The organism is Amycolatopsis alba DSM 44262 (genome assembly GCF_000384215.1).
GTDB lineage: Bacteria > Actinomycetota > Actinomycetes > Mycobacteriales > Pseudonocardiaceae > Amycolatopsis > Amycolatopsis alba.
Genome location: NZ_KB913032.1, coordinates 7,816,287 through 7,841,195, shown reverse-complemented (window position 1 = coordinate 7,841,195; position 24,909 = coordinate 7,816,287). Strand labels below are relative to the sequence as shown.

The following is a 24,909-nucleotide window of genomic DNA, read 5'->3' as shown; positions in this document are numbered from 1 at the left end:
GTGTCCGAGAGCACAGATCTCATCGGATGAGGGCCAGTTCAGGGACCACGCGCTGTCCCCGCGGCCTTCTCGGTGCAAGCGTCACGTTGTCGCCTCAACAGTGGGAGGCTGGCTCGCTGCACGAGGCGGAGCGAGCGCCGGCCGAGTAGCGCCGTGGGCATCAGAGAGGAACCAGGTAGACCTAAGCGGTCGACGGAGCCGTGTCGGCGGGTTCTGCTGGATCGTTGTGCGGGAACGCGGTGGCGTCGAGGACGTCGTCCGCGGAGGTCACCAGGATGGCCTCGCTTTCGCGGATCAGCGCGTGGCAGCCGGCGGACATCCCTGACGACACCGGTCCCGGCATCGCCATCACCACCTTGCCTAGCTCTCCGGCGGTAGAGGCGGTGTTCCGTGCGCCGCTGCGCCGTCCCGCCTCGACGACGACCGTCGCTGCGGTGAGGGCCGCGAGGAGCCTGTTCCGGACGAGAAACCGGTGCCTCGATGGTGCGGTGCCGGGCGGATACTCACTCACGAGTGCTCCGGTGGCTGCGATGCGGTCCAGCAGGGTTCCGTGCCCCAGCGGATACTTGACGTCGATGCCACAGGGCAGCACAGCGACCGTCGTGCCGTCCGCGCTCAGCGCGCCCCGGTGCGCCGCGCCGTCAATGCCGTACGCCGCCCCCGAGAACACAGGGATCCCCCGGCTCGCCAGGTGATATCCCAGCTCGGCCGCGTTGTGCTCGCCGTACGCGGTCGCCGCGCGGGCGCCGACGATCGCGATCGCCTGGTCGACCGCCTCACCGAGCCTTGCCTGACCGCGTACCCACAGCGCCAGCGGTGCTGCAAGTCCGGAACCGCTTCTGCTGCCGGCGGCCGCTAGCGAAAGCAGTTGCCGCGCCGGCCATTCGTCGTCTTCCGGGATGACCAGCCTGGTCTCGTCTGCGGCGGCTCGCTCCAGATCACGCCCGGCGCGGTCGTGGTCACGGCGCCCCGTGGTCTCCTCCCGGACTGCCCGTGGGCATTCGGCGCGTTTGACCCGGTCCGCGGCCTCAACGGGCCCATGCTCGTTGACAAAAGCAAGCAACGCGGGCGCAGGCGGCTCCGCCGCCCGTATCAGGTACGCGCGTGCGATCCTCTCGTCCTCGAAAGTCATCTCGGTTTCCTTTCGGGCTGTCAGAGGGGAAGTTCCGCTATGGGCGAATCAGTTACGGCTGAGGCGATCGATGGGCTCGCAGGGGCCTGCCGCGGCTTCGTTCGGTTCAGCTCCCTGGGGCCCTTCTGCTGGTCCGAAAGCGTCGAGTTCTGCGCGGGCTTCACTGCCCGCCAGAATGGCCACTACCTTCAGTTCGCGCGGCGACAGTTGGCGGTCGAGAACTTCACGGAGAAGACTCAGCAGCGGCAGCCGAGCAGTGCCAGCGTCAGCGGCGATCCGGGCAATGGTGCTTCCGCCCAGCATGTAGGCGTGCAGACCCGCAATCGCAGCGAGGTTGCTCGCGCACGGCTCGGGGGCGACCCGCCACAGATAGGTAGTCAGCGCCTTAACTCCGTGCAGGGCCTTGGTCGACCTGTCATTGAACATTGCGCTGCGAAACGGTTCGACGCTGAAGGTGGCGATCAGGTCAGCGATCTCGTGGTCCTCTGCTGGCAGGGTGCCAGTCGTTGCGGCGGTGATCGCGCCCTCGGCGCGAGCGAGTCGTTCGCGTGCAACGTCAGGCTGCGTTCGGTCGGCGCGAGTCTGCTCAAGAGCAGAGAAGATCAGCGGTGCCACGCGAGCCCGAAGAGCGGGACCGGCCGGGGTGAAGACGGCCGCGAGGTCGTCACGAGAGCGTGCTGTGACAAGCCCTTCGGCGACGACGGTGGCGGCGACTGGCGTGGCGAACGGGTCAGGGAGCCGTCCTGTTCGATCCTCGGCCAGGTAGGACTGCCAGGTGGCGCCTTCGGTGAAGTCGGGAACATGCCCGACTTCGTCGATGCGGAGACCGTGCTGCCGGATCTCGTGGGTGAGGGTGAGCAGTTCTGTCCGATAGGGCAGAGCGGAGCCTGGCTCGGGCGATGACGGACACACGGCGAGGCCAATGACAGCGGCTATCGGATGGTCCATCGCGCTTCGGGTCAGGTGACGTGCGAGTGCGGCGGGATCCTGTCCGACATCGTCGAGTGAGACCCTCGCGATCATTTCACTGCGGTTGGGGCGGAGAGGGTCATTGCCGATAAAAATGAGTACAAAGGACTTGTGGGGGACGAACCCGAGTAGGTGCGGGATCGCCGCGAACACGTCGCTCGTAGTTTTTACTTTAACGGTGCGAGGCGCGATAGTAGTCCTTTCGGGACAGAAAATAGTGATGGGCGATGGGATCACCGGCCGCGGTGGATAATTCGCGGTGTGCTGGGTGGTAGTCCGCGCGACGGCGCCTGACAAGGCCAGATGGTCCATAGGTGGCCCGGACAATGATCTCGCTTCCGGAATGTGCGCGATGTGAGTGGAAGGCGCTGGCGCTGGTTATCTGTGTGGGTGTCAGGTTGTGACGTATCCGTCGGGGAGAGGGCAGGGGCAATACCGGATGTCTGAACCGCATTCACCGCATGGAAGGGTCAGGAGTCTGCGGTAGCAGCCCTGGGCGCAGTCTCTTTCGTCGGCGCCGCATACGGGGCATGATCCGCAGGCGAGGCAGAGGCCCGCTTCGGGGTCAATACTGTCGGCGATGCCGCAGCACGCGCAGCCTTCGTCGAGTCCCCGCCACGCTGCGTGCCCCGGCGATGAATAGGAACTGTGGTGTTCGAAGTCGTAGTTGGAGTACCAGGTATCGCCGTCCCAGACACCCGCGCGTTCGTTGAAGATGTAGCCGCTCCTGCGATAGCGGGGATCGACGGTGAGAATGACGACCTTGTTGACTCGGCCGAGCCACCGTTCGATGAGCTTGCGAGTCTTCGGATCGTCGAAGGAGGAGAACTGTGGGCTGGGGAAGATGTCGTCCGCGGCGATGCGGGTGTCCGACCGGTCGTCGCCCTTGGCTGGCTGTGCTGCCGCGGGAAGAACCCCGTTGTGAGCCAGGACTGTCCGCTCGTCCGCGCCCACAGGGAACGGGTGATTGTTGGACTCATTGACCGATCCGTGCGTGGCGAACCGGCTGTGGAACAGCGCGGGGCCTTCGGGATGGAGACGGCGAAAGGCGGCGAATTCGTCGATGACGGCTGAGGCGTGCATGCCGCGGCCCGAGATGATGTGCGCGTTCGCCACGATGGCGTAGCCGTGACCGTGGTCGTTGAGGATCGCTCCGTTGCTGAGAGCGTCGATGTCGGGCTGGATTCCCTCAGGAAGGTAGGTCAGCATGCACATGCGAGGCTCTCCAGTTCGCGGGTCAGAGGCGAGTACTTCGGATGTGTGAGGAGCCATCGTGTGAAGCTGTCCCAGTTCCAGCCTCCACGCTGAGCGAGGTCGGAGATGGTCAGGTCACGTGTGTAGCTGACGGAGGCATCCGCAAAGGCGAGAGCGGCCTGGACCTGGCCGATGTCGAGACTGGAGGCGAAGACGCGCAGTTCGAGTGTGTCTTCCGGTTGCGTGTTGATGGCAAGGGATCGCGGGGGGTTCCGCTCGCCTTTGCAGGTCTCTTTGACCATAACTCGCTCATAGTCGTTGAACGCGGCATAGCTGGAGTGCCGCCTGGCAAGCAGTTGGACATCGGAAGCGTTGCGGTAGACGAACTTCATCCATCGATAGACGTGGAATGAGTCGGCGAAGGCGGCGCGGCTGATGTGGACGTGCATACCGATGCCGTCTCCGGTGCAGCCTTTGGCTTGCAGGTCGTCGAGGAGATGCCAGGGGAATGAGTCGAGTGCCCACAGGTAGGACATCGGATGTGTGACGAGTTCGAAGCCGCGGGCGATGGATCCGTCCTCTTTGAGGTATCCGAGCTCGCCGAGTGCGTTGGTCGCGTCGTCGACGCAGTCAGTGAGTTGGCCGCGGGGGACGTTGATCTCCAGTTCCATGCCGAGGTAGCGAGGGCCGATTCCGTGGAAGATCGGTTCGGGTTTGAAATAGTAGTCGTGAATTGCGTAGTAGCCTGCCCGGTCGATGTGGTTAATGCAGTAGTCGCCGTGGTAGATGAGCCGTTCGCAGGTCAGGCACTCGTAATAGCCGTGTTCGAGAGCGCAGGAGTAGCAGAATGCATGCGTAGAGTCGCTGTTCTCGACAGCCGTGTTGTACTCGTCGAACAGATTGCAGTCATCGCACAGGTGATAGCGATCCACGCAACGGATGCACAGTTCGCGTTCGTCTGTCGCGCGTGATGCCGTCTCGCCGGTTCGGCGAATGCGACAGTTGCTGCAAATGAATGAGCGCGGCCGCAGTGCGGAATGAACACTGCACGTGTCACCATGGTTGATGAGGGTCGGGCACTCGTCGCAGGGGTAGAGGCCGATGGAGTTGGCGCACGTGACACAGACGTCGCCGTGGTCGTCCGTTGGTGACGCAGATGTGGTGGGCAGGTCGCAGTGGTCGCAGGACGGCATGGCTTTGACGCAGGTGCTACATACTTTTTTCCCGGAGGCAGTGCGGCGCCGCTGCCAGGTGGTGCTGGAACAGTGATCGCATCGCAGGGCGAGCTGATCAGCGAAGAGTGTCAACGTTATTTCCCTTCGGGTATAGGAAAAATGCCCTCGCGGACCGAGTCCGCGAGGGCAAATGGGAATGACGTGATCGAAGTTTGTGCGCAACCGTGGTTGCTGCGTTGAATACGCGGCGAATACCACTTCCCGCTGTTGATGGGCGACTAGATGTGGTCGCGCGCCGTATTCACGAAAGGCGCGAGTTCTCGGACCTTCGGCCAGGCCTACACGGCCTCCCATACCCATTCTCGCCAGCCGATGGCGTACCGGCCGTCGGGCCTGGGTTCGACGTGGTCGGGGTGATACCCCGGCATGGAGGCGGCGTTGCTTTCGACGACGATGAGGGTGTCGCCTTCCCAGTAGGTGCGGGCGTAGGTGTCGTCGAGTGTCAGGTGGGCGTAGTTCAGCCAGGCGCCAAGGATCTTTGCGACCTCCGGACGGAAGTACGGTACTGCCGCGCCAATCCAGCTTTCGTTATCGACGATCGCGGGGAACGAGACCTGGGCGTCCGCCAGGTTGACGAGTGCCTCTCCTGGTTCTGGTCGTAGGTTCGCTGGCTTGACGAGTTCACGGTGGAGCGACCTGATGGTGTCGGCAGTCGTTGTCGGCACCGAGATCTGAAGGAACCAGGTCGTGTCACCGCTGAGCTCGTAGAGGCCGTCGTCGGGCCAGACGATGAGAGTGCGTTGCCAGAGTGCGCCGGTCGTGTCGATCTTGAGGGGCAGGTCGTTCGAGCGGTGCTTGTCGGCAGGTAGCAGTTGTAGCCCCATGCCGAGTTGTGGGTTCTTGGTGATCCATTGCTGTACCGAGGGGAGGACTTCGGCGCGCAGACGTGCGTGTGCTCCGAAGCGTGAGGTCGTCAGCGGGATGTCGACGACGCGAGCGGGGAAGCTGGGATGGTCGTTGGGATTGAGTCCGTCGGCGACGAATTCGACGTAGTGTTCATCGGGAATTGCGTGCAGCATGGTGTGCTCCAGGGGTTCGCGGTCGCGTGACTGGATGACCCGAATGAGAGATCGAGTGATGCGGGGCAGGTGCAGCCGTTGCCTCGTCAGGTATCGAGCCCAACTTTGAGGGCTTCGCGCGCGAGGCGGGCGATCGTCCGCGGCGGAGGGCGTGTGAGGTCCATGCGCGAGATGGGAATCAACCCGTTGACAGCGAGGGACCATCGCCCGCCAGAGGTGCCGGTGTGGGGGGATTCGCTGCGGTAGATGACGATCGTGTCGTTCCCGTACGGCGGACGCGCACGTGCTGTGATTCTCAAGCCGATGAAGTCTCGGTTCCGTTGACCGGTGAGTTCTTGATAGAGCACCGAGATCGGCGACGCGTGGAGTTCACGACACAGTTCGCGCAGGATTCCTCGTGCTATCGACCATGCCGCTGGGTCGGCGTGGTTCCATGTGCGCGGGATGTTGCTGTCGACGGTGACCGGCAGGTTGTACGGCGGCAACGCATCGAGGTGTGCCCGGTCGCCGGAGTCGTGTTCATCCATGGTCAGGCCGCCTTCGCGTCGAGGACCGCGGCGATGGCGTTGGTCAGCAGGGAACGCGCCTCGTCGCGAAGCATCGCTTGTGTCGCGGGCCGGTAGTGGTGGAGGCCGCCGTAGAGCGGTCCGCAGGCGGCGAGCACGGCGGCGTCGGTGCAGTGTCCGTGCGCGGTGAGGTCGGGGTACGCGGCGTCGACGACACGGAAGGCCTCGGTGAGTCCGTGAACGTGCGCGGACCGATGTACCTGCGTGATGAGTGCGGCTTTGAATGCGTTGGTGAGCTGCGGGTTTTTCTGTGTGTCTGTGGGGAGGTCGGTGAGCGGGATGGCGTTGAGTTCGACCATGAACAGGCGGCAGGCGTGATCGAACGCGTCGTCGTCCGGCGCTCCGGCGAGTGTTGCCGTAGTCACGATGGCTCCTCCGGGGTCGTGCGGGTGAACGCGGCCCGGCAGCGCGCCTGGGGCCGGGCGCCCGCCGGCGCTCAGGTGAGGTGTCTGCGGGATGCCGGGCGCTCGGGCCCAGGGGTGCTTTGATGCGGCGATGTCTCCGGCACGGCGTCGGAGGACCAGCTGAATCCGTGGATTTGGGATTCTCAATCCTGCTGTGGTGCGTCAGCGTTGCTAGTGTTGCTCGCCGCTGCAGCGGCTCGGCGTGGGCAGCGGGAGGCCGCACACGTAGCAGGCCTCGCCGGGCGCACCGCTGTGGGAGGCGATTCCCCGGTCGAAAGGCTCGGCCGGGCATCCGCGTTCGAGTGCCTCGGTGAGCGCGGTGGTTCGGTCGGTGGGGAGACAGGTTGTGCAGTGGCCGTAGGTGTCGGTGATCTCGCCGCGGATCCGGAAGGAGCATTCCCGGCAGGCCAGACCGGCCTGTTTGAGAGCGAGTTCGAAGTCGATTCCGACTCCGTCTGCCTGGCGCTGTTCAACGTGTCGGGGAAACTCTTGGATCTCCGGAGTGTTGGTGAAGCGGCGCCATTCTGCCTCGGTGAGTTCGCCGACGCTGAGATGCTTGGCGAGCCACCAGTGCTCTTCGGTCCACATGAACAGGGGGATCCCGTAGCGGTTCGCGATGGTTCTGATTGCTTTCGCGGCGTCGAGGTGGGTGAGTGTCTCGTCGGCGTTGAGGCGCAGGCCGGTGAGCGTGGCCGGCAGGTCGGGGTTGGCGATGTCGAGGGCGGCGATCAGTGTCTGCTGCCGGACGGAAACGTCCTCTTGGTCGAGAGCTTCTTTCAGTTCTCGGAGGACCGGGTAGTAGCTGTTCTGGGCGTCGTCTTCGATCTTCCTGTTCGTCCAGTCTCGGAGGTTGTCTACGGTCGTCGTTCCGCTGCGATTGGCGAGGACGGCGTGTGTGGCGACGGCATGGGCGTCGTCCAGGACGGCGGCCAGGGTGAGGAGTGCGCGGCCCCAGCGCGTGGCCAGGGCCGGCGTCAGTTCCCAGGTGTAGTTCTCGGTGTCGAGAGTGGCGTCGAAGGGCGCGTCGTAGTGCAGGGCCAGTCCGGTCCCGAGTGACCATGTGGAGGTGGTGGCGTTGTGGTTGGTGGGATCGAGTAGGTCGACGGGCAGGCTGGGCGGGAGGGATTGCTGGGTGTAGAACTGCCAGGCGTAGCCGAGTAGTTGTGCGGCTGTGTCGCGGGCGGTGTGGCTGTCGTAGGTGACCGGCAGGCTGAATTCTTTGGCGCGGACCAGTTCGATGCTCGGGTGCTGGTCCGTGGGCGACAGTTGTTCGCGCCTGAGTAGAAGCCCATTGGGCGCGAGAGAATAGCGGGCTGTGGTCAACGGTCGCGGCTGTATCTCAGTGGCGCGGGTGTCTATCGTGGACACGGTGATCCTTTGCGGATTGAGGTCGGCGGCGTGTGCCGGAACTGAGGTCTGAGTTTGGGGCGGCACGGTGGCGGAGGTGGTGCCCTATGGCGGTGGTGCAGGTGTGGGCTGCGGAGGTCGAGAAGGATGGGGGTCAGCGACGCGAGATGCAGGGACGTTCGCGGAGGACGCGGCGGGTACGACGGCCTTTGGCGATGCCGTCGCGGATGGTGGTGGTGAGTTCGTTCCAGCTGAAGTCGGCGACGCCGAGGTGGCGGCGGGCTGCCTCGGTGAGGTGGTGGGTGATCGCGGGCTCGGTGATCCAGTCGTTGGCGAGCAGTTCACCGAGCGCGGCCGCTGCGGCGTAGAGGGTGATGTGGCGCTGTCCCTGCTCGGCGGAGGCGACGTTGCGTGACTCGGCGGAGACGGCGGCATTGACGTAGGCGACCACCCGTCGGCTGGTTTCCGGGAGCACCGGAGCGTGCAGTGGACGCGGTGGTGGCGGTGGTGGTGTGAGGGCCGTGACGAGCCAGCCGGGGAGTTCGGCGATGGGGAGGTCGCGGACGATGGTGTAGGGGATCCCGTTGCGGCCGATGGAGCCTGGAGCGGTGACCGCGGCGCCGGGGCCTCGGGTGTCGGCGCGCCAGCCGAGGCCGCGTCCGCGGTTACCGATCGTGCTTCGAAGCGTGGTTCCCGGTGGGCGGCGGAAGTACCGGTGCTGGCCGTCGCGCGACGTGGCGACGATGAGGGTATCGACGGGATCGGGTTCGCGGGCGCGTGCGGCGAGCAGGGCGATGACGTCGCGGCCGTGTGCGACGCCGAGGTTCGCCCAGGGAGTGGGGACGGGTCCGTGCGCCGCGTCGAGGTCGAGCACCAGCAGGCCGGATGGGCCGCACGCGATCCCGACATTGCTGTCGGGGAAGCGGTTCCACCAGCGGTTGACCGTGTCGGGGTCCAGGGTCGCGCGCTGTTCCCATCGCGTGATGGCTGGTCGTTTGCTTCTCGGCGCCTGCGGGAAGACCCGCCAGCCGCGTTGGATGGCGTCGAGCGCGGAGTCGTGAAGTGTCAGGGCGCTGGGAAGGAGCAGAGAGCTGACCTCGGGCGTGGTTGTCACGGTCACGGGTAGATGTCCTCGGGGGCGGGGTCGATGACCATGGCGGTGGCGTTGTCGGTGCCGCCGAAGTACCTGGCGGCGACGGTGAGCTTGTGTGCGCAGGTACGGGAGTCGGTGAAGGTCCGGGCCGCGCGGGTGATGGAGCGCAGCGGGACCGGTTTGTGGATGCCGTCGCTGGTGAGGATGAGCCGCTGCCGGGGCCAGCGGGTGGTGGTGTGACCGACTGCGGTGAGCGCGGCGATGCCGACCGAGCTGGTGACGATGTGATCGGATCGCCGTGCGTAGGCCTCGAGTTCGTCAGGCCGGTCTGGGTACGAGCCGGCCAGGGCGGTGCGCAGTTCCTGTCCGCGGGTGTGGTCGACGGTCAGCTGTACGCACTGGTCGGTGTCGGCGCGGTACTCGTAGGCGCGGCAGTCGCCGACCCAGGCGATGTCCCAGCCGACGCCGTCCGCGGTCGACAGGGGTGAGTCCACGACCATGACAGTGTCCTCGTCGGGCAGACCGGGGAGAACGTCCGTGGCGGCGAGCAGACCGGCGACAGCTCCGTCACGGGCTGCGACGCGGGCGGCGGTCGCGGCCGCCCTGGCCGCGGCGTCGGCGGGCAGCGGGTGATCGCCGATGCCGTCGGCTAGCGCCCACGCGTGGTCTTCGCTGTTGAGGGAGACGTGCACAGCGGTCGCATCCGCTTGGTAGCGGCGGTTGCCGATGCGGGATGCCCAGCCCGGATAGAAGACGTCGGTGTAGGCGGTGCGGCGGTGCCGACGGGCCAGGACCCGTGCGTCGTGCAGCGATTCGGCGCAGTCGGTCCAGCCGCAGCGGCAGACCGCGTGCGCCCACTGCGGGCCTGCCGGTAGTTCGGTGTGTGGCCAGAGCGGATGGTGCTGGGCGGAGAACGTCGATGTCGGATGGGCCTGTGTCGGTGAGGTTGTTCGAGGGAAGTGCATGACGGGCTCCGTTCGGCGGTCCACAGCGCGTTGCGCTGAGGGGCAGAGGTGGGTCAGGCCGAAGCGGGGTGTGGACGTGACAGACGTCCACACCCCGCAGGGAACGCGGCGACGAGGAGGCCGCTACGCGGTGGCCTCGCCGTCGGCGGACTCCGAGTCCTCCGTGGACGGGGCCGGGGGCGAATCAGCGACGTCGGCGGACAGCTCGATCGCGGACGGGTCGACGACCTCGTCGTCGGAATCGCTGTCCCCGTCGTCATCGCCGCCGCCGGCGGCGGCGGTACGGGTGGTCTCGGAGTCCTCGCCATCCCGGCCGTTGGAGACGTCTTCGTCCTCTGCCTCGGGATCGGGACCGAGCTTCTCCGTGATGACGTCTTCCACACGCTCGGGCTTCAGAACCCTCAGCTCGATCGAGGAGGCTTCGTAGCCCCAGCCCTTCAGCGCGGTCAGGTACTCCTGGTTCTCCGGGTACGGGGTGCGCCACGCGTCGCGGTGCAGGTCTTCCTCCATCGCGCAGAGCGTGAGGAACACGTCGTAGCGGGTCGCCTTCGCGGCCTTCGCCGTGCTGATCAGCTCGGCGAGCGGCCTCCGGCCGGAGTCGCCGGTCTTCAGCAGCGTGTTCGCCAGCTTGTGGTTGCGCTCCATGGAACGGCGCAGAGCACGCCCGCCCTTGAGCTTCTGCGTCGCGAGGAACACCTGGGCGCCCTTGAGGGCTGCGGACTTCGCGGCGAACCCCGCCAGCCACTTGTGGCGCTTCTCGCTGGAGCCGTCCCACTTTTCGTTGCTGTCGCGGACCCAGTTGTACCTGATGGAGTTGGCGCGACGCTGCCACTCGGCGGCGGCGTGAGCGGCTCGGGCCACATCGAAAGCCGCGACGTCGGCTTCGTCCTCGTCGTCGGTGGCGTACGGAGTGAAGTCGGAACGTCCGGCGGGCGCTTCGGACAGGGCGTGGTCGTGTTCAAGGAAGTCCGCGCAGCCGTACCGCGCGGCGATGACGGTGCGCCCTTCCTGGTAGTCCTCGTACAGCCAGGCGGCGTGTCCGGGGCAGCTGCTGTGCTGTTCGATGGTGATCTCGCTGCCGGGCTCGCTGTCGGGGGTGAGGCGGAGACGGTCGAGCGACCGCGCCGGTCCGGTGTCCGCGTCGATCGTGTCGTCGAGGATCGTGACCTTCGCGTCGACCAGCTCACGGGTGAGCTGCTCGGTCAGGGCTCGGACACGCTCCGCTTCGGCGTGCTTGCGGCGCTGGACGTCGGCGAAGACCTGGAAGTTGTTCGGCTCGGCGACGGCGAGCCGGATCAGTTCCTTCGCGTTGACGAGGTCGCCGCGGGCCTCGAACTCCGCGACGACGGCTGCCTGGTCGAGCGTCAGGTCGTAGCGTTCGGTCGCGGCGCGGGCCAGGTCGCTGGCACCGGCCTGGAGGACGTTCTCCACGTACGCCTTGCCGCCTTTGCCGCGGCCGAGTTTCCGGGCGATGCCGGCGGGCTTGAGGTCGAAGGCGACCAGCTGCTGGAAGGCGCTGTACCGGTCACCGAGTGTCAGTCCCACCCTGAGATCGTTCTCGTTGACCTGGCCGATGATGCGGTCGATGGTGGCCTTGCGCTCGTCATCGGACGGGGGCGCCTGAATCCAGACCGGAACTTCGCACTGCGCTTCACGGGCGTTGAGCACCCGGCGCTGGCCCATTGTGATGACCACTGTGCCGTCGTCGTCGCGGTAGCCCTTGACGGCCATGTCGACGCCCCGCTGCGTCATGTCCTGAACGGTGGTGGGATCGGTGTCGGCGTTCTCGGTCCGCACGTTGACGCCGATGACCACGTCGGCCGGATCGCAATAGACGATGGTGTCGTACTCGGCCTCCCGCTCCGCGCGCCGGACGCGCAACTCCTCCTCCGTCAGCGCCTCGGTGCAGGAGGACTCGTCGAAGTCGACGGTCTCGGGACCGACGACGTCACTGGACATGGTCATGGCCTCGTCGGCCTGGCCGTTGTCCTCGTCGCGCTGGGCCGGGATTTCCACAGTGCTAGTCACTGAGGCTCCTTCACGGAATCCGGCCGGAGACCGCACGCAGCGGCCACCGGCCCTTTCTCCCGCGTGTCTCTGACCTGATCCGTACTGGGGAGGATCGGGACGCGGGTGTCCCGGTCGGGACGCACTCGAACCAGCGGCGCCGCCTGCCGCGGGAGGAAGCCCGCCTTCCTGCGAATGACGCTGCTTCCTCGGCGTGTGCGGGCTTCCACCCGTGCCAGGCGCCGCTAGAGTGCGGCGTTCCGACCCGGGATCACCGGCGTGCCGGACTCATCGGCCCCTCCGCTTGCTCATCTCGTAGTTCGTCGGAACCGCGGTTGGTTCCTGCCTCGACATAGCCGCATGGCCCTCGTGGGCGCCGGTGCGTCGCGGCGCTCACCGGGAAAGCAAGCAGGCCGGACCGCTCGCTCACGGGCGATCCAGCAGAGGTCGGGCAGGCTCACCAGTGGTTTCTCGTCGAGAGCGTGGACGGCCCGGCTGCGGAGTGCTTTCGGCGGGATTGACCGCTGTCTGGATCTTCTGGTACCAATCCAGCGCGAAGTGCAGGCAGTTGGACTCCGTGCGATGGCTCGGACCACAACCGGGGACGTACCGGCCGCGTCTGCTCCACGCCATCGAGTCGGAGCTGGTGAGCGCGGTGGCGTAGCGGGTAAGCCCGGTGATCTTGATGCCGAAGCCGTGAAGATTAAGTTGGCGTGCGGCGAAGGTGCGCACGATGTGTTCGACATCGGCGCTGCTCTGGCGTCGACACACTGAGCCGATTCCCACTAGCGGCTCGGCGGCCAGTGCGATCCCGGCTTGCTCGTAGAGGTCGACGCATCGCTGGTAGTCCGACGGAGTCCAGCCTTGCAGTGTGGGAAGCCACGGGAGTTCGGGAGCGAGTTCGCGGAGACGGATGAAGTTGTCCACCGTGCGACGCTGATGCCCGTGGACTGTCAGGCCGGTCCGCTGGAGGATGTGTTGTTCACACATCCAGTCCTGGGCTGCGGCCAAGCTGAGCATGCCGATCTCGTCCGCGTAGCGGCGGACGGCCCGGACGTAGTCCTTGGCGTTGATCTGCCAGCGCCCGTGGAGTTGCAGTTCGGTGAATCCACCGGAGTCGAGCGCCCATTCGGTGACGGCGCGCGGCAACGTGCGGCGGTGGCCGAGGCGGCGGTGCGACACCAGCAGCGGGACGTCCGGTACGCGAGTGAGCCAGATGGGCTGATGCGCGCCGAGATAGAACTTCACGAAGGCGCCGGTCTCCGGCGCGCGAGGGAGAGCAGGAGCACCGCGAGGACGGTGGTGCCGCCTTTCCCGGCGAGTTGTCCGGAGAGCTGCTCCAGCGAGCCGAAGGCCAGCGGAAGGAACAGCACGGTGTCGACAAGCAGACCGGTTGCGTTCGACAGGCCCACGGCGGCGAGCTGGTTCCGTCGCCGAATCGGGGTGTAGACGGCGAGGTCGGCGAACTCGGAGACGGCGAAGGCCACGGCGCTGGCTAATGCGATACGAGGTTCCGCAGTCACGCTAGATAGCGCCGCGCCCAGAGCGACAGCGAGAAGTGTCGACCGGGTACCGACGGCATCCTGCAGTAGGTCACGCGTGGTGAAGACGAGACCGGCCATGAGTGCGCCTACAGGAATCCGCAGGCCGACGATCACGAGGGCGGGCCAGAGTGAGGTGGCCCCGTTCGCGGCGGCGATCATCGTCGCGTACGCGACGAACAGAACTATCCCGGCGAGGGGCGGCCTGCCGGTTCTCACGCCGAGCTCGCTGAGAACTCGGTTGGCGTCGTAGTCACATGCGGAGAGACGTTGTGGCCCGCACTCGCACGGCCGACACGGGCATCGCATAGCTGGATCGACGTTGGCGTACTGTGCGCGACTGGGACCAATGAGGACGGGGAGACGGTGGCCCGTGCGCTATTCGATGACAGCTGCCGCGCTGTAGTCACTGGCGGTCTTCGCGGCCTGTGCGGCGAGCAGATCGGCGAGGGCTAGCGCGATGTCGGGACGGGTGTCGATACTCCACCGGACGACGTGCTCGTCTTTGCGCCACAACGGCTGGATGACTTGAGCTGTGGCGAACAGCGGCTGCCCGAACTTGCCGATGCCGGTGGACGTCCCGTTCGGCTTGACGTCTGTTCCGAGCTTGGCCGCCACCGACTCAAGGACGCTGTGGAGATCGGTGGCATCGCGGCGGCGCCGGTCGGCGAGGTCGCGCGCGTCGCCGAAGAAGCGGATCACCCTAGGCACCAGCCGCCGCAGTAGATCCTTTCCCACGTCCTGCGGCGGCCGTGCCGGGGACACGGTGACGAGAGGACGGACTGTTCCTTCGGGCTGGTGCGCACGCAGGTCGCTGGAAAGCCACGTCTCGAAAACGAGCCGGTTCCCGCGCTGTTCGAGGTAGATGGCCACTGACCCGCCGTCAGGACCTGATAGCGTGGCGACCTCGTCGGTGAGCTGTGGAGGCGAGATGTGCCAGGGTGGCCCGAGAACACCGGCGACGCTGCGCAGATACTCGTTGAGCGCCAAGGCGCTACTACCGTTTCGGTTGCTCATGTCTCGTCCTTCGATGGCTGTAGTGGCGATAGCGACTGCTATCGGGAGGCCGGTAAATGATGCGCGGCGACGCCGAGGACCAGGTCCCGCCTACACGGCTCGTTGTCAGGTATTCGGTCCTGACTCGATTCGAGGTGGTGTTGCGCCTCATCAGGATCGCCGTGGGCGAGCGAACGCCGACTTGCCAAGTCCGCGGAAGACGGCTAGCCAGGCTCAGCTGTCGACTTTTCGGGTACCTGAGGGATATCGCCACTTCGGGAGAGCGCGTAGATCGTCTCAGCGAGGCTGAAGGCCAGTTCCTTGGTGGTGTAAACCGTCCACTCCACCTGGGAGTTGGATAGGACGCGTAGCCGGCCGCCGATCGGCAGTGAATTGCGCCCTCCTCCGAAGTCCATCGAGTCTTGGTCGTGTGTGGAGTGATCGGTCTTCGGCAGGATGCCTAGCAAGGTCGTGATCGTGTGCGACTTCTCGGCCTCGCGGAGTTCGTGGTGCACCTTCGCCTCAGCGGCGAAGACCATGCCCTCGCGGTACGCGGGAAGCAGGCGTCGGGTGATGTCGCCCGCGATCCGCGTGGCGGTCTTGTCGGGGCTGACGGTGATGAGGTGCCGAGGTTCGTTATGGCGCGTGAACTGGTAGGGGAGAGGACCGTAGATCTCGATTCGATGCCGTGTCGTTGTCGTGGTTCCCGGCCGGATCTGTAGCTTCTCTCCGTCAGGGCCGTGCAGGTAAGCGTCGGTTCCGTTGTCGTGCACGCCTCTTCCTGCTTTCCAGTCTCCTTCCAGGTGCTGGGCGATTTCGCGGGTCAGGATGATCATGTCTGTCATCGTTTCCTCTTGTCGTGTCGGGATCTCGCGTCAGGATGTGAGGAAGGTGACGACGAGGTCCGCCACTCCGTCCGCGTCACGCCTTACGTTCAGCAGGGACGTCGCGCCCTGGCGGAGTGTGCAGAGGTAGTGGTCGTCGTCCGGGACGATGTCGAGGTCGAAAAGGCCTCCGGCGGTGAGGTTCTGTCGGGTCCAGGTGTCGTTCTTGCGGGTGAATCCGTTGGCGCGCAGGAGAAGGTCGAGCATGGTAGCTCCAGACGAGCGGAAGGGTGGCCGCCGCAGCTGGCGGGGCCTACCTGGGTTGGGTGCTGGTAGTGCCCGGACTCGTGGTGTCGCGGGCACGCGCGCGGCGCTGGGCGCGCGCAGCGTCAACGCTGGCCTGCCAGTCGCTCCAGCGGCGACCGGCCTGCCTGGCTTTGAAGTGCGTGATGTTGTTGGCCGGGATCCCGACCGGTGCGGGACCGATGACGGCACGTAGGTCCGATTCGGATTGCGAGTGCCAGCCGGCTTCGTCGATGGCGGCCTCGTCGGCGAAAACGTCAGCGACCCGGTCGACGTCGGGATCCAGGCTGTGATCCTGGGTGCCACCATAGGAATAGACCCACCAGAAGTTGCGTGGCGGGCTGGGTTCGACGAGCTTCCGGAACATCGCTACTTCCTTGGTGTAGGCGTAGAAGCGAGTTCGGGGGCGCTCGTGCATGACCTCAAGCCAGGCGGTGAGGTAGGAGCGGGAGAAGAAGTCTCCGCTGTCGTGGATCCTGACCCACGCGTCGTCGAACTTGTTGCGGGACAACTCTTCCAGCATTGCGCTCTTCCAGCCGGGGAGGTCGTCGAGGACCAGTGTGAGGTTCTTCTGGTGGCGTGCTTTGACTTGCGGGAAGAGGTAGGTGCCGTTACGCGCGTAACATGCCTGTGCGCACACGCCGGCCGATGGACACGTGTTGTAGTTGCGGCCGTCAGGGAGTTTTCCCGCGAAGGCGGGTAGTGACCAGTTCCAGATTCCGAGCTTCTTCAGCTCACGATTCTGCCGCAGCAACGTCATTTCGGCCTCCGTCCTCATGCGACTCGATGCATGGGGAGGCCACACCAAGATTTTCACTTCCCACCGTACACCCCATCGGGCGGGAGGCCGGGGTGCTGAACGTCGGATGGGCCCTATGGCTGCTCTGCGGCGGACGCGACGTGCACGATACTGGCGACCTGATCGCCTGCGAGGTCGAAAACGGCAACGCTGGAGTGCTCGCCCAGTTCGTGAACCATGTCGGCCAGGTAAGGGCGAACACGAGCAACGGGCCGAGGATGGTCGGTGCGGAGGTGAATGACCACGGTCGGAGCGTCGGCGCGAGGAGCGTTGAGCGAGCGGGTGAGCCAGGCTGGCACCCGTAGCGCGCTGGCCGCGGATGCTTCGTCGGCGTCCTCGTGGATGCCGAACTCGTTGAGCCACGCGGTGAAGGTGTTGACGAGGTCGCCGCCGTTCCAGCCGTCTCCACTGTCGATCTTTGCGATCCGTCCGAAAAGGTCAAGGACGATGGCGGAGACGACGCGTTTGCTCATGTCGGCTGTCAGGGGTTCCGCGGCGCGCGCGGGCGCGAGGTTGTCCTCTGTGGAGCTGGCGTTGACGCCGGCGAGTTCGTCGTAGATCGGAGTGCCGAGATCTTCGTGCGGAGTGGTCGGGTCACCGTCGTGGTAGGTCACGTGTTGTCTCCAATCAGTGTGACGCAGCGTTTGGGCGCTGGGACTGTTCCTGCGTTGGCATTCTGGCTCCAGGCCGCGGGAAGGTCGGGGCATCGCGGTGTCGGGGCTGCCAGCGGCAGGACGCGGGGAAGCTGTCCGTGCTGCTCCTCGTAGCACGTGAGGCGCTCGAACACTGCTTCCCAGCTGTTGGTGCGATCTGACCGGCGCACCTCGGTAAACACGTAGGACGGGTCGTCACGCAGCTCTGGGCACACAGCCCGCGCCAGGTGCATGCACTTCTCGTGCATCGCTCCACCGGTGGCCACCTCCCCCTGCGAGACAGCGATCCATGCCGTCGGGGCCGGGTCGAGGTCGCGGCCGCAGACCTGGCATAGCCAGCCCTGCTCGACTTCGTGGAGCCTGGCGGCATTGAGAGCGGTCCACGCGACACGGTCGCCGATGACCGGCGCGAGCCACGGAACAGGAAGACCGTCGACGATCTGACGCGGCCACCCACGGCTGGGCTGGCCGAGGTCGCCCACGATCTCCCCGGCGGGGACACCGTCGTTCGGGCAGTCGAGAGTGCTGCAATAGACATACTTCGTGTCGTAGTGGCCCGTGTCGTACTGGAGTGTCAGAGGACCTTGGCAGTCGGGACAGGAAGGAAACGGAGCCCCGCCGGTCACGGTTCCGGCATCGTTTCATCCGGAGTCTGACCAGTGTTTGGTGTGAGCACTGGGACGCATTCGAGGACGTGTTCCGCGTCGGAGATCAGCGTGGCGCGCCCGGCGCGGATCAGGTCGTGAGCCTGCCGGAACATCAAGGTGCTGACGGGGCCGGGGAACGCCAAGATCGGGACACCGTAGGTTTCGGCGTGCGTGACTACCGGCATCGCGCCGTGGCTGGTGCCGGGCTCGATGACGATGCACGCACGAGTCAGCGCGGCCAGGAGCCGGTTGTGGGCGCTGGCGTTCGGTGCCGGTGGCATCGTCAGCGGGTTGTACTCGCTGACAACAAGGGTGTTCGGGGAGCGCCCGAGGAGGATCTCGTGATCGGCGGGGTAGTCATTCCGGATGCCGGTGCCGAGGACGGCAACGGATGCCCCTTGGGCGTTATAGGCTCCGCGGTGAGCCTGGCTAGCGACGCCGGCGGTGCCGCCGCTCCAGATCGTGATCCCGTGCCTGGCCAGCCCGGCGGCGATGTCCATCGAGTAGATCTGCGCGTAGGTCGTGGGATGGCGGGTGCCGACGATCGCGACGGAGCGGCGCGCGAGATCGTTGAGGTGTCCGTCTCCGTGGGCCCAGAGGGCGAGGGGCGGGCAGAACCCGGATGTGTGAGCGAGCTGCCCGGCGGGCCACTCGTTGTCGAGCGGGGTGATGAGACGATGCTGGTGTAGCGCCGCGGCCGCAAGCGCGTCTCGCGCTGCGTCGTGGTGATCGCCTGGCCGTTGTTCGGTCAGCACCGCGAGAGGTGCGCGGTCGGTGGAGATCTGCCGGACTGCCTCGATGGCGCCGACGTCCTGAACGAACATGACGGTGGCGGGCGCGGGCGGCGCCGCGGACGAGAGCAGATAGGCGTAGGCGCTGGGGATGGTCGTGGGACGCATAGTGCACTCCTGACAAGGAAAGGAGGCGTGAAGGAATCCGGCGGGTGCGCTTGGTTCGCGCGGACGACGCGGGGTCTGGCCCCGCGACGATTGCGTCCGCGGCCTAGCGCCAGAAGGTGATGAAGGCGTATTCGAGCCGTGCCGGCCGGGGAGGTGGCGACGTCGTGGCGCCTGACCTGACCGAACGAGTGAACGCGGGCAGCGGGTGGATGGTGCAAGCGAGGGTCACGCCGCGTCGAAGAGGGTCTCTCCGGTGAAGGCCGCCCAGTGTTTGGCGAAGTTCCGACGTTCTTTGTCGGCGGTCCCGGCGAGTGATGCTCCGATGAAGTGTTCGGTGCGAGGGTATGGCCCGTCCGTTGCCTGCCTGCGGATCCATACCCGGCCGGTGTCGTCGGGGGATCCGATGTTGTCTCGGATCCAGGCAAGCGCTTGATCTCGGGTGCCGGTGAACCTCACGCGCGTCGAGCGCCAGCCAGGCCCTTTCCTGGTGGGGTCTGCCGCTTGCGGGAAGAACAGGCGGCGGACTTCGTAGACGCTCCAAGGTGATCGTTCGAGTTCCTGCTCGAATTGCGACAGCGCGACGAGGTTGCCGTCCTCAGCGAGACGGTCGTAGAGACTGTGCCTGCCGAACATGCGGCTGCGGGGATTGAAGAACAACGCGCGAAACTCGGTGACGAGCGCTTCGACCGCCTTGTCCGGGAAGAGACGCATCCGCTGCTTCAGCTCGGGCAGGGAGGCTTGTGAGCCGGCGAATGGACAGAACGAGCAAGCCGACTTCTTCCAGGTGATGCGAAACGCCTTACGCAGGCGGGCCAGGCAGCGGGCACGGGACCAATCCCACTCGATGAGCGGATGAAACGGCTCGCGGGTTTGGGTTGCGTACACGTCGTCCTTCTCCGCGCGGCCTCGTTCGTCGCGGTTGTAGCCGATCGCGTGTCGGTACTCGCGGCCGGGAAACTCCGTGAGAATGAAGCGATCGAGAACGAATCCCTTGAATTGCAGAGAACAGCGGCGGTCAGAGAGCTGGGGAGTGATGCCGTTAGTCTTGTTATGTTGTGCGAGGGACCATGGTCCCTTGCTGTGCATGACTGTGGGCGCGTGTGTGTCATCGAGGATCTCGATACCATCAGCCTCAACTGGGCCTCGGCGCGACAACTGGACCAGACGGACACCTCGGTCGCGGAGTAGCGGCAGGATGAAGCGCTCGGAGTCGCGGAGTGTGTCGTTGAACTCCGAACCGACGACGGCGTGCAGCACGACCATTTTCGAGGGGTCGATCCCGCGTTCTTCAGGTTCCTCCAGAACTTCGGTCAGATAGGCGGAGCTTTCCACACCGGCTCCCCACGACACGATGTCCAGAGGCGGCCCGGAGGTCGGCAGCGGGAATAGCGCCGCTGCGGTCATGACCGATGCTGGACTTGCGGACGGGTTCGCCGGGCCGTGTCCGAGGTGGAAGAACGGGCGCCAGCGGAGGGATCGGTCGGAGGCGGCGTCTCGGAGGCGGGGTGCCCAGGCGGAATCCGCACGGTGAGGTCCGGCTCAGACGGCGCCAGTGGGGACGTCGCTGGGGCCTCGGTGTGGGATAGGCCTTGGAAGATGCCTACGTGGTAGGCGATCGCCACGGCGTGTGTGCGGTTTCGCGCCTTGAACTTGTAGAGAATGCTCTTCACATGAGTGCGGATCGTCTCGGTGGACCGGAAGGTCTTGCCCGCGATCTCACGGTTCTCAAACCCCTGAGCGATGTACCGGAGGACCTCCAGTTCGGTCGGTGAGAGTGGCAGTCGCTTGCTCATCGTCAGGCCTTTCGCTGGAGGGGGCTGGCTGGTCGTCGCGGCGCGGTGCGACGACCAGCCAGCCGAGCCGGGGCGCGGCACGTTGGGGGTGACGTGCGCGGCTTGGGATCCCGACTCATTCGGGTGGTTTGTGGCAGATAGGTTCGAGGTGTGCCAAGCCGGAGTGGCAAAGCCACGAGGTCTGCGGCCACTTGAGGAACACATTGTGCGCAAGTGGTTGCGATAGGTTCACGAGAGCGACGCGCTGCTGTCGGAGCACGATCCAGCGCCTCAGTGAAGCGGCCGTTCGATCAAGGTCGATCCCCAGCGCTGACGACGTCGTCTACGTCGGTGAGGTGCCTGTGGTTGGCCCGTCGGCGAAAGGACATCGGGGCAAGGTGGGCCGGGACATCCAGGCCACGACCGTTCGTACGCCGGTGCCCGACGAGATGAACGAATCGGCAGGGAGGTCGCGGTAGTCGCCCTGAGACTTCACCAGTTCACGGAGCTCGCGATGCCTTCGGTCCTGGCGGAAGGTGAGGCCGTTCGGCAGGATCGCGACCAATCGGCCGCCCGGTGCGAGCAGGCGCCAGGCGATGTGGAGGCGGTCGATCCAGAGCGTGCGGTTCTCGCTGGTCGAGTACGGCGGGTTCATGATGATCGAGGCGAAGCTGGCGGCCCTGGTTTCCGCATAGCGCTCGAAGGTATCGACGTGGACAGTAGCCGACGGATGTCGAGGGATGGTCTGGGCACGCTCCCGGTTGGGTTCGATCGCTACCACCTGAGCTGCGGGGCGTAGCCCAGTACCGCCTTAACCAGAGACCCATTCCCTGCTGAGGGTTCGAGGACGCGGGTGTCCGATGTCGTCGACAGACCGCTGTACGTTCGCACGATCTCCTGTGCCAGGCTTTCGGGAGTTGCCACGAAGCCCTCGCGGCTGCGAGAGGAGGCTGGGACACCGTCGCCTTCCAGTACTTGGGCTATTGCTCGGCGGGGATCTGAGTCGAAGACGTGCGCACGGCGTTGTCGACTCCATCGACCTCCGAGCGCTTGGAGCGTCTGGTCGACGGCGAGGTAGTCCGCCCGGTCGAGTTGCCTCGGTAAGCGCAGCAGAGAGCCATCTATCTCTGCATCGACGAGATGGCCTTCACTCGATCGTCGGGATATCGAACCGCGTGATTGGAACTAGTGTTTCGGCGTGACACCACGGAACCGCCTTGGTGGGTGTGCGAGGTGGACGAAGCGGTCCAGAAGCAGGCCCGCCCGCGGCGGCTCGTCTTCGCAAGGGACCGTCACTCCGTAGTCGGCCGCTGCGGGCGGGTCTGCTTGAATGCCGTGTCCACCTCGTACACGCACTAGGCGTGATCCCACTCATTCACCCTGCTCACAGGCGTATTCCGAAAGGTGTCTCGCTTCTTAGCGGGTCGCGAACGTGGCACGAGCGCAGGGTCGACGGTATCGGCGCTTCTAGGACGTGCGGGATCGGTGCGACTGGCGGAATTGGTGTCTGTTGTTGGTAGTAACTGCGAGTCTGCGGCGGAGGTCTTGCGGAAGTTCGCCCAGCCCTAGAATCCGCATGCAATGTGCAAGGTCGCGTTCGTTGACGAGTGCGCCGTCACGGTGGTCGGTGCTGTCGGTGTCAGTTCGTAGTTGCTGCAAGGAAAGTGGCGTTGTGCGGCCTTGGTGCTGGTGCTGGTGCTGGTGCTTGAGTGTTGCGACATCGCCGTGTTCGGCACGGAACTGTTGCTCCTGCTTTTCGTACCAGCGAAATCGGTCGGGAAACTCTCGCAAGGTTCGGCGCCAGTGAGCTTGCCCTCCGCGCACACACAAGCCGCCGCAGTTGTTATGCGAGAAGCCGAGACGATACAACCTGGGTGGGGTCAGCCCGCATGCTCGACACCATGCGAGAAGATCGTCCTTGGTGGCGGAAGTGTTATGTAGCAGGGGGAACTCCACGCGCCATGGTTGCCATCCGGCGACGATGCCCGGCTCCCGGCGGAGTTCGGATGGTTCGAGTCCCACGTAGAGAACGGTCTGGTGTGGATCGAGGTTGTCCTCTAGCCAGCGTCTGCACGGAGTTTGCTTAAGCACGCTTGAGCATGGCGCTATCCGAGAGTTTCCCAGGAACCTGCGGCTCCTGAACAACTCGAATGGCGTTCGGCCGTCGCAAACAAATTCAGGAAATCTGAAGAATGATCATCCGAACGAGTCATGCGAGTTGTCACACGAAGCCGCAGGTCCTGGAAGCCGCAGTGCCTTTGCAGCTTCCGCAGGACCGAATGAACTGCCGTGCTATCTGGTAACAGCAGGGTGACCTCGTCGTCAGGGTGTTCTCGCAGCACGAGTTCTGCTGTCGCCCATGAACCGATCCCGCCTGACCATTGGATGACGCGATGCATGAGGGTGCCGCCCTTCGTCTGGGTGCAGTGCCGGTCGACGGCGTGTCCGCAAGTTCGTGAACACTTAAGGTGATCACGCCGACGCGTTGAGTAATAATGTGGATAATCGGCCCAAAAAGTTGACGATCTGCACACTTTTGGGCAAGCTGGTGTTAGAAGGTCGCGACGGAGTTACTCGTTCGGGACGGTGCTCCGGACCTTCGAATCGGTGCCGCCTCTACCCCCTGGTGGACGCCGTGGTTCGGGAGACGGTTCCAGGGGAGGGCGCCGTCTCCCGAGCCCCCTCTTGATGTTTGCGTGCCCATGTGCGGTATCTGAACTGCTTGCGGACGCACTCATCTGTACGTCGTCCCTCCCCGGTCTATTGATTTCTATTTGGGAGGAACCCGGCATGGTCATCGGCTCTCGTTATTCTCGCGCGGCTCGAATTGCCGCGACCGTTTCTGCGGTGGGCGCACTGGCGTCTGGCGTCAGTGCTGTCACCGCACCGGCGGCGATCGCGGGAACGCGCGTGACGTCATCGGAGGCGGCGTCGTCGTGGGCTGCCCCCGGCGTCGAGAACCAGATTGCGGCGTCGGCGGCCGCGACGAAGGGGAAGTCCACGCGGGCGCTCTACCAGTGCATCACGCGAAATAACACGCCGCTGTGGTTCAACGGCGCGATTCTGAGGTGGACGAACGCAGGGCAAGGTTTGTATGACGTGTGGGACTTCGGTGGGCAACGCCTCCATGCCAGGCTCTGGGGTGGGGGTGGCACCTCGTATCAGATCGATCGGTGGAATGTCGGCTGGTGCAGCTGATCCTGCGGCGGGTCTATTGTGGATGGAATTGGTACCTCGATGCAGCCGTTGCAAGCCTTGTCGAGTTCGTGGTGAGGAGGCCATTAGCGCGGTAGTTCGAGGGTGCTCTCCGTGCGTGGGTTGACCGGTATTGCACTAGGGCACGGTCGTGGTGGAGGGCGTGGAGGATGAGCCTTAGCGAGGACTTTGCGGTTTGGCTTCACGTGCTGCCAGGTTCGATGGCTCGCCCTGGTGCTTGCGCCTGGCTCCTACCAGTTCGTTGGATGGGGCCAGCCATGCTTTTCGGCTGCCCCGTCCAAGGAACTGGTGCAGAATGTCCCGCGTCCGCGGCAGGGCTCAGCGCGTCCGCCTGTGGCTGTCGGACGATCTGCACCGCAGCGGGCGAGCCGGTGATGTGTTGGCGCTGATCGTGACCTCGGCCGGACGGGCCGCGTCCTTCGGGGTGATCGTCATGCCGCCGCGTGCTGCGGGTTGATGCGGTGCAGCCGGGCCTGGAAGCGGCGCTTCTCGACGGGGTCGCGCTGCACGGGAACGTGGCAGCCGGTGTGCAGGTCGAGGTGTCCCCAGACACCCTGGTGGGCCTCATCGTGGATCCAGCGGCCGCACACGATCACCGAGACCGTCCGGCCAGGATCGGCGATGGAGGTGACCTCGTGATAGTCCCTCGCGAAGATGCGGTTCACACTGCCGGGCAGGTTCAGCGTGCTGCCTTGCTACACCAGCAGGCCGGTGGCGCTAACTGGGGAAGAGCAGCTATTCCAACCTTGCGCAATTCCCCTGTCTGGCTGGCGACGTCGCCTGATCGTGGCGGTTCTCGCGTCGTAAGGTCTGGCCATGGAAGCTGTCTGCGGTCACTGGATGCGCGCCGCTGGAGTGCCGTGCGGCCGTCCGGCCGGGCACAAGCCGCCGCATCGACATGCGACCCACGAGACCGAGCCAGGTCGCCGCGTGCGTGGGCTGACGGCCCAGGACCTGGCCTATCGTGAGCAGCTCGGCGTCGAGCTGGACCAGACCTTGCCTGCTGTGGCGGGTGCGACCCACGTCGGAGCGGGCGAGACACCGACGCCGCGTGTCCGGACTCGCCGCGGCCGTGGACCGGGACCGGGAGCGGGAGCGGGAGCGGGAGCGGGAGCGGTGAAGACCAGCTCCGGAGAGCCTGCTCGCAAGCAAGCCGCGGAACGACAGAAAGAGAAGCCACCCGGTGCTGCGGCTGCGAAAATCGCAGCACGATACCCCGGAATCTGTTGCGCGTGCGACCGTTCCTACCCGAAAGGTGAGCTGTTGGGTCGGGTTGGCAGCGGCTGGGGACATGAAGCGTGCGCCAAGATCGCGGCCGAAACGGAGAA

General features: G+C 65.5%; 25 protein-coding genes. 1 reads left to right on the top strand and 24 read right to left on the bottom strand.

All coding sequences use genetic code 11. The annotated features are described in order from the left end of the window. Positions 1–181: 181 nt before the first annotated feature. The 23 genes from dprA to AMYAL_RS47050 form a co-directional block, all read right to left on the bottom strand. Positions 182–1,132, bottom strand: coding sequence for a DNA-processing protein DprA (dprA, locus tag AMYAL_RS47085; RefSeq protein ID WP_020636247.1), 951 nt, complete (start codon positions 1,130–1,132; stop codon positions 182–184). Between the two features lie 48 nt (positions 1,133–1,180). Further along, positions 1,181–2,254: a DUF4192 domain-containing protein gene (locus AMYAL_RS0136525; RefSeq protein ID WP_020636246.1), complete on the bottom strand. Its 1,074-nt coding sequence runs from the start codon at positions 2,252–2,254 to the stop codon at positions 1,181–1,183. A gap of 240 nt (positions 2,255–2,494) precedes the next feature. Further along, positions 2,495–3,316 (bottom strand): class II glutamine amidotransferase domain-containing protein, encoded by an 822-nt coding sequence (locus AMYAL_RS47080; RefSeq protein ID WP_143267780.1) that lies wholly within the window; start codon positions 3,314–3,316, stop codon positions 2,495–2,497. After that, complete coding sequence (locus AMYAL_RS50225; protein ID WP_209447274.1) at positions 3,304–4,602, bottom strand: hypothetical protein; 1,299 nt, start codon at positions 4,600–4,602, stop codon at positions 3,304–3,306. Before AMYAL_RS50225 ends, AMYAL_RS47080 begins: the two co-directional genes overlap by 13 nt. A gap of 206 nt (positions 4,603–4,808) precedes the next feature. Continuing rightward, positions 4,809–5,549 (bottom strand): hypothetical protein, encoded by a 741-nt coding sequence (locus tag AMYAL_RS48060; RefSeq protein ID WP_020636242.1) that lies wholly within the window; start codon positions 5,547–5,549, stop codon positions 4,809–4,811. An 86-nt stretch (positions 5,550–5,635) separates the two neighbouring features. Continuing rightward, a complete protein-coding gene (locus AMYAL_RS0136500) occupies positions 5,636–6,076 on the bottom strand; it encodes a hypothetical protein (protein WP_020636241.1) in 441 nt (146 codons plus the stop codon). A gap of 2 nt (positions 6,077–6,078) precedes the next feature. Continuing rightward, the gene (locus AMYAL_RS0136495; RefSeq protein ID WP_020636240.1) at positions 6,079–6,480 is read right to left on the bottom strand and encodes a hypothetical protein; all 402 of its coding nucleotides are present in this window, start codon (positions 6,478–6,480) and stop codon (positions 6,079–6,081) included. Between the two features lie 210 nt (positions 6,481–6,690). Next, a complete protein-coding gene (locus AMYAL_RS0136490) occupies positions 6,691–7,887 on the bottom strand; it encodes a hypothetical protein (protein WP_143267781.1) in 1,197 nt (398 codons plus the stop codon). Positions 7,888–8,020: 133 nt separating this feature from the next. Then, positions 8,021–8,986 carry a bifunctional DNA primase/polymerase gene (locus AMYAL_RS47075; RefSeq protein WP_020636238.1) on the bottom strand — a complete coding sequence of 322 codons (966 nt, stop codon included), beginning with the start codon at positions 8,984–8,986 and terminating at the stop codon, positions 8,021–8,023. Beyond that, positions 8,983–9,924 carry a PP2C family protein-serine/threonine phosphatase gene (locus tag AMYAL_RS47070; RefSeq protein ID WP_020636237.1) on the bottom strand — a complete coding sequence of 314 codons (942 nt, stop codon included), beginning with the start codon at positions 9,922–9,924 and terminating at the stop codon, positions 8,983–8,985. The genes AMYAL_RS47075 and AMYAL_RS47070 overlap by 4 nt, the downstream gene beginning before the upstream one ends. A 123-nt stretch (positions 9,925–10,047) precedes the next feature. Beyond that, entirely contained in the window at positions 10,048–11,952 is a 1,905-nt protein-coding gene (locus AMYAL_RS0136475; protein WP_143267782.1) for a ParB N-terminal domain-containing protein, read from the bottom strand. Between the two features lie 405 nt (positions 11,953–12,357). Next, positions 12,358–13,179: a deazapurine DNA modification protein DpdA family protein gene (locus AMYAL_RS47065; protein ID WP_020636235.1), complete on the bottom strand. Its 822-nt coding sequence runs from the start codon at positions 13,177–13,179 to the stop codon at positions 12,358–12,360. Further along, complete coding sequence (locus AMYAL_RS0136465; protein WP_026467746.1) at positions 13,176–13,691, bottom strand: VUT family protein; 516 nt, start codon at positions 13,689–13,691, stop codon at positions 13,176–13,178. The genes AMYAL_RS47065 and AMYAL_RS0136465 overlap by 4 nt, the downstream gene beginning before the upstream one ends. Before the next feature lie 159 nt (positions 13,692–13,850). Beyond that, positions 13,851–14,489, bottom strand: coding sequence for a hypothetical protein (locus AMYAL_RS0136460; protein ID WP_143267783.1), 639 nt, complete (start codon positions 14,487–14,489; stop codon positions 13,851–13,853). 203 nt (positions 14,490–14,692) lie between these two features. After that, a complete protein-coding gene (locus tag AMYAL_RS0136455) occupies positions 14,693–15,304 on the bottom strand; it encodes a hypothetical protein (protein WP_020636232.1) in 612 nt (203 codons plus the stop codon). 39 nt (positions 15,305–15,343) lie between these two features. Then, on the bottom strand, positions 15,344–15,559 hold the full coding sequence (locus AMYAL_RS0136450) for a hypothetical protein (protein WP_020636231.1): 216 nt from the start codon (positions 15,557–15,559) through the stop codon (positions 15,344–15,346). 46 nt (positions 15,560–15,605) lie between these two features. Beyond that, a complete protein-coding gene (locus tag AMYAL_RS0136445; RefSeq protein ID WP_167336192.1) occupies positions 15,606–16,355 on the bottom strand; it encodes a GP88 family protein in 750 nt (249 codons plus the stop codon). A gap of 113 nt (positions 16,356–16,468) precedes the next feature. Continuing rightward, positions 16,469–17,008, bottom strand: coding sequence for a hypothetical protein (locus AMYAL_RS0136440; RefSeq protein WP_020636229.1), 540 nt, complete (start codon positions 17,006–17,008; stop codon positions 16,469–16,471). Beyond that, entirely contained in the window at positions 17,005–17,529 is a 525-nt protein-coding gene (locus AMYAL_RS0136435; RefSeq protein ID WP_143267784.1) for a hypothetical protein, read from the bottom strand. Before AMYAL_RS0136435 ends, AMYAL_RS0136440 begins: the two co-directional genes overlap by 4 nt. Positions 17,530–17,669: 140 nt before the next feature. Beyond that, a complete protein-coding gene (locus AMYAL_RS47060) occupies positions 17,670–18,593 on the bottom strand; it encodes a DNA processing protein DprA (RefSeq protein ID WP_020636227.1) in 924 nt (307 codons plus the stop codon). A 225-nt stretch (positions 18,594–18,818) separates the two neighbouring features. Continuing rightward, a complete protein-coding gene (locus tag AMYAL_RS47055) occupies positions 18,819–19,997 on the bottom strand; it encodes a hypothetical protein (RefSeq protein WP_020636226.1) in 1,179 nt (392 codons plus the stop codon). Continuing rightward, positions 19,994–20,386: a response regulator transcription factor gene (locus tag AMYAL_RS51165; RefSeq protein ID WP_020636225.1), complete on the bottom strand. Its 393-nt coding sequence runs from the start codon at positions 20,384–20,386 to the stop codon at positions 19,994–19,996. The genes AMYAL_RS47055 and AMYAL_RS51165 overlap by 4 nt, the downstream gene beginning before the upstream one ends. Positions 20,387–20,708: 322 nt before the next feature. Next, positions 20,709–21,146: a class I SAM-dependent methyltransferase gene (locus AMYAL_RS47050; protein WP_020636224.1), complete on the bottom strand. Its 438-nt coding sequence runs from the start codon at positions 21,144–21,146 to the stop codon at positions 20,709–20,711. A gap of 2,009 nt (positions 21,147–23,155) precedes the next feature. Between AMYAL_RS47050 and AMYAL_RS47040 the strand changes: the two genes are divergently transcribed. Then, complete coding sequence (locus AMYAL_RS47040; protein WP_093976561.1) at positions 23,156–23,563, top strand: hypothetical protein; 408 nt, start codon at positions 23,156–23,158, stop codon at positions 23,561–23,563. 449 nt (positions 23,564–24,012) lie between these two features. Here the strand turns inward: AMYAL_RS47040 and AMYAL_RS0136405 are convergent, their stop codons facing one another. After that, a complete protein-coding gene (locus AMYAL_RS0136405; protein ID WP_020636222.1) occupies positions 24,013–24,246 on the bottom strand; it encodes a hypothetical protein in 234 nt (77 codons plus the stop codon). Positions 24,247–24,909: the final 663 nt, after the last annotated feature.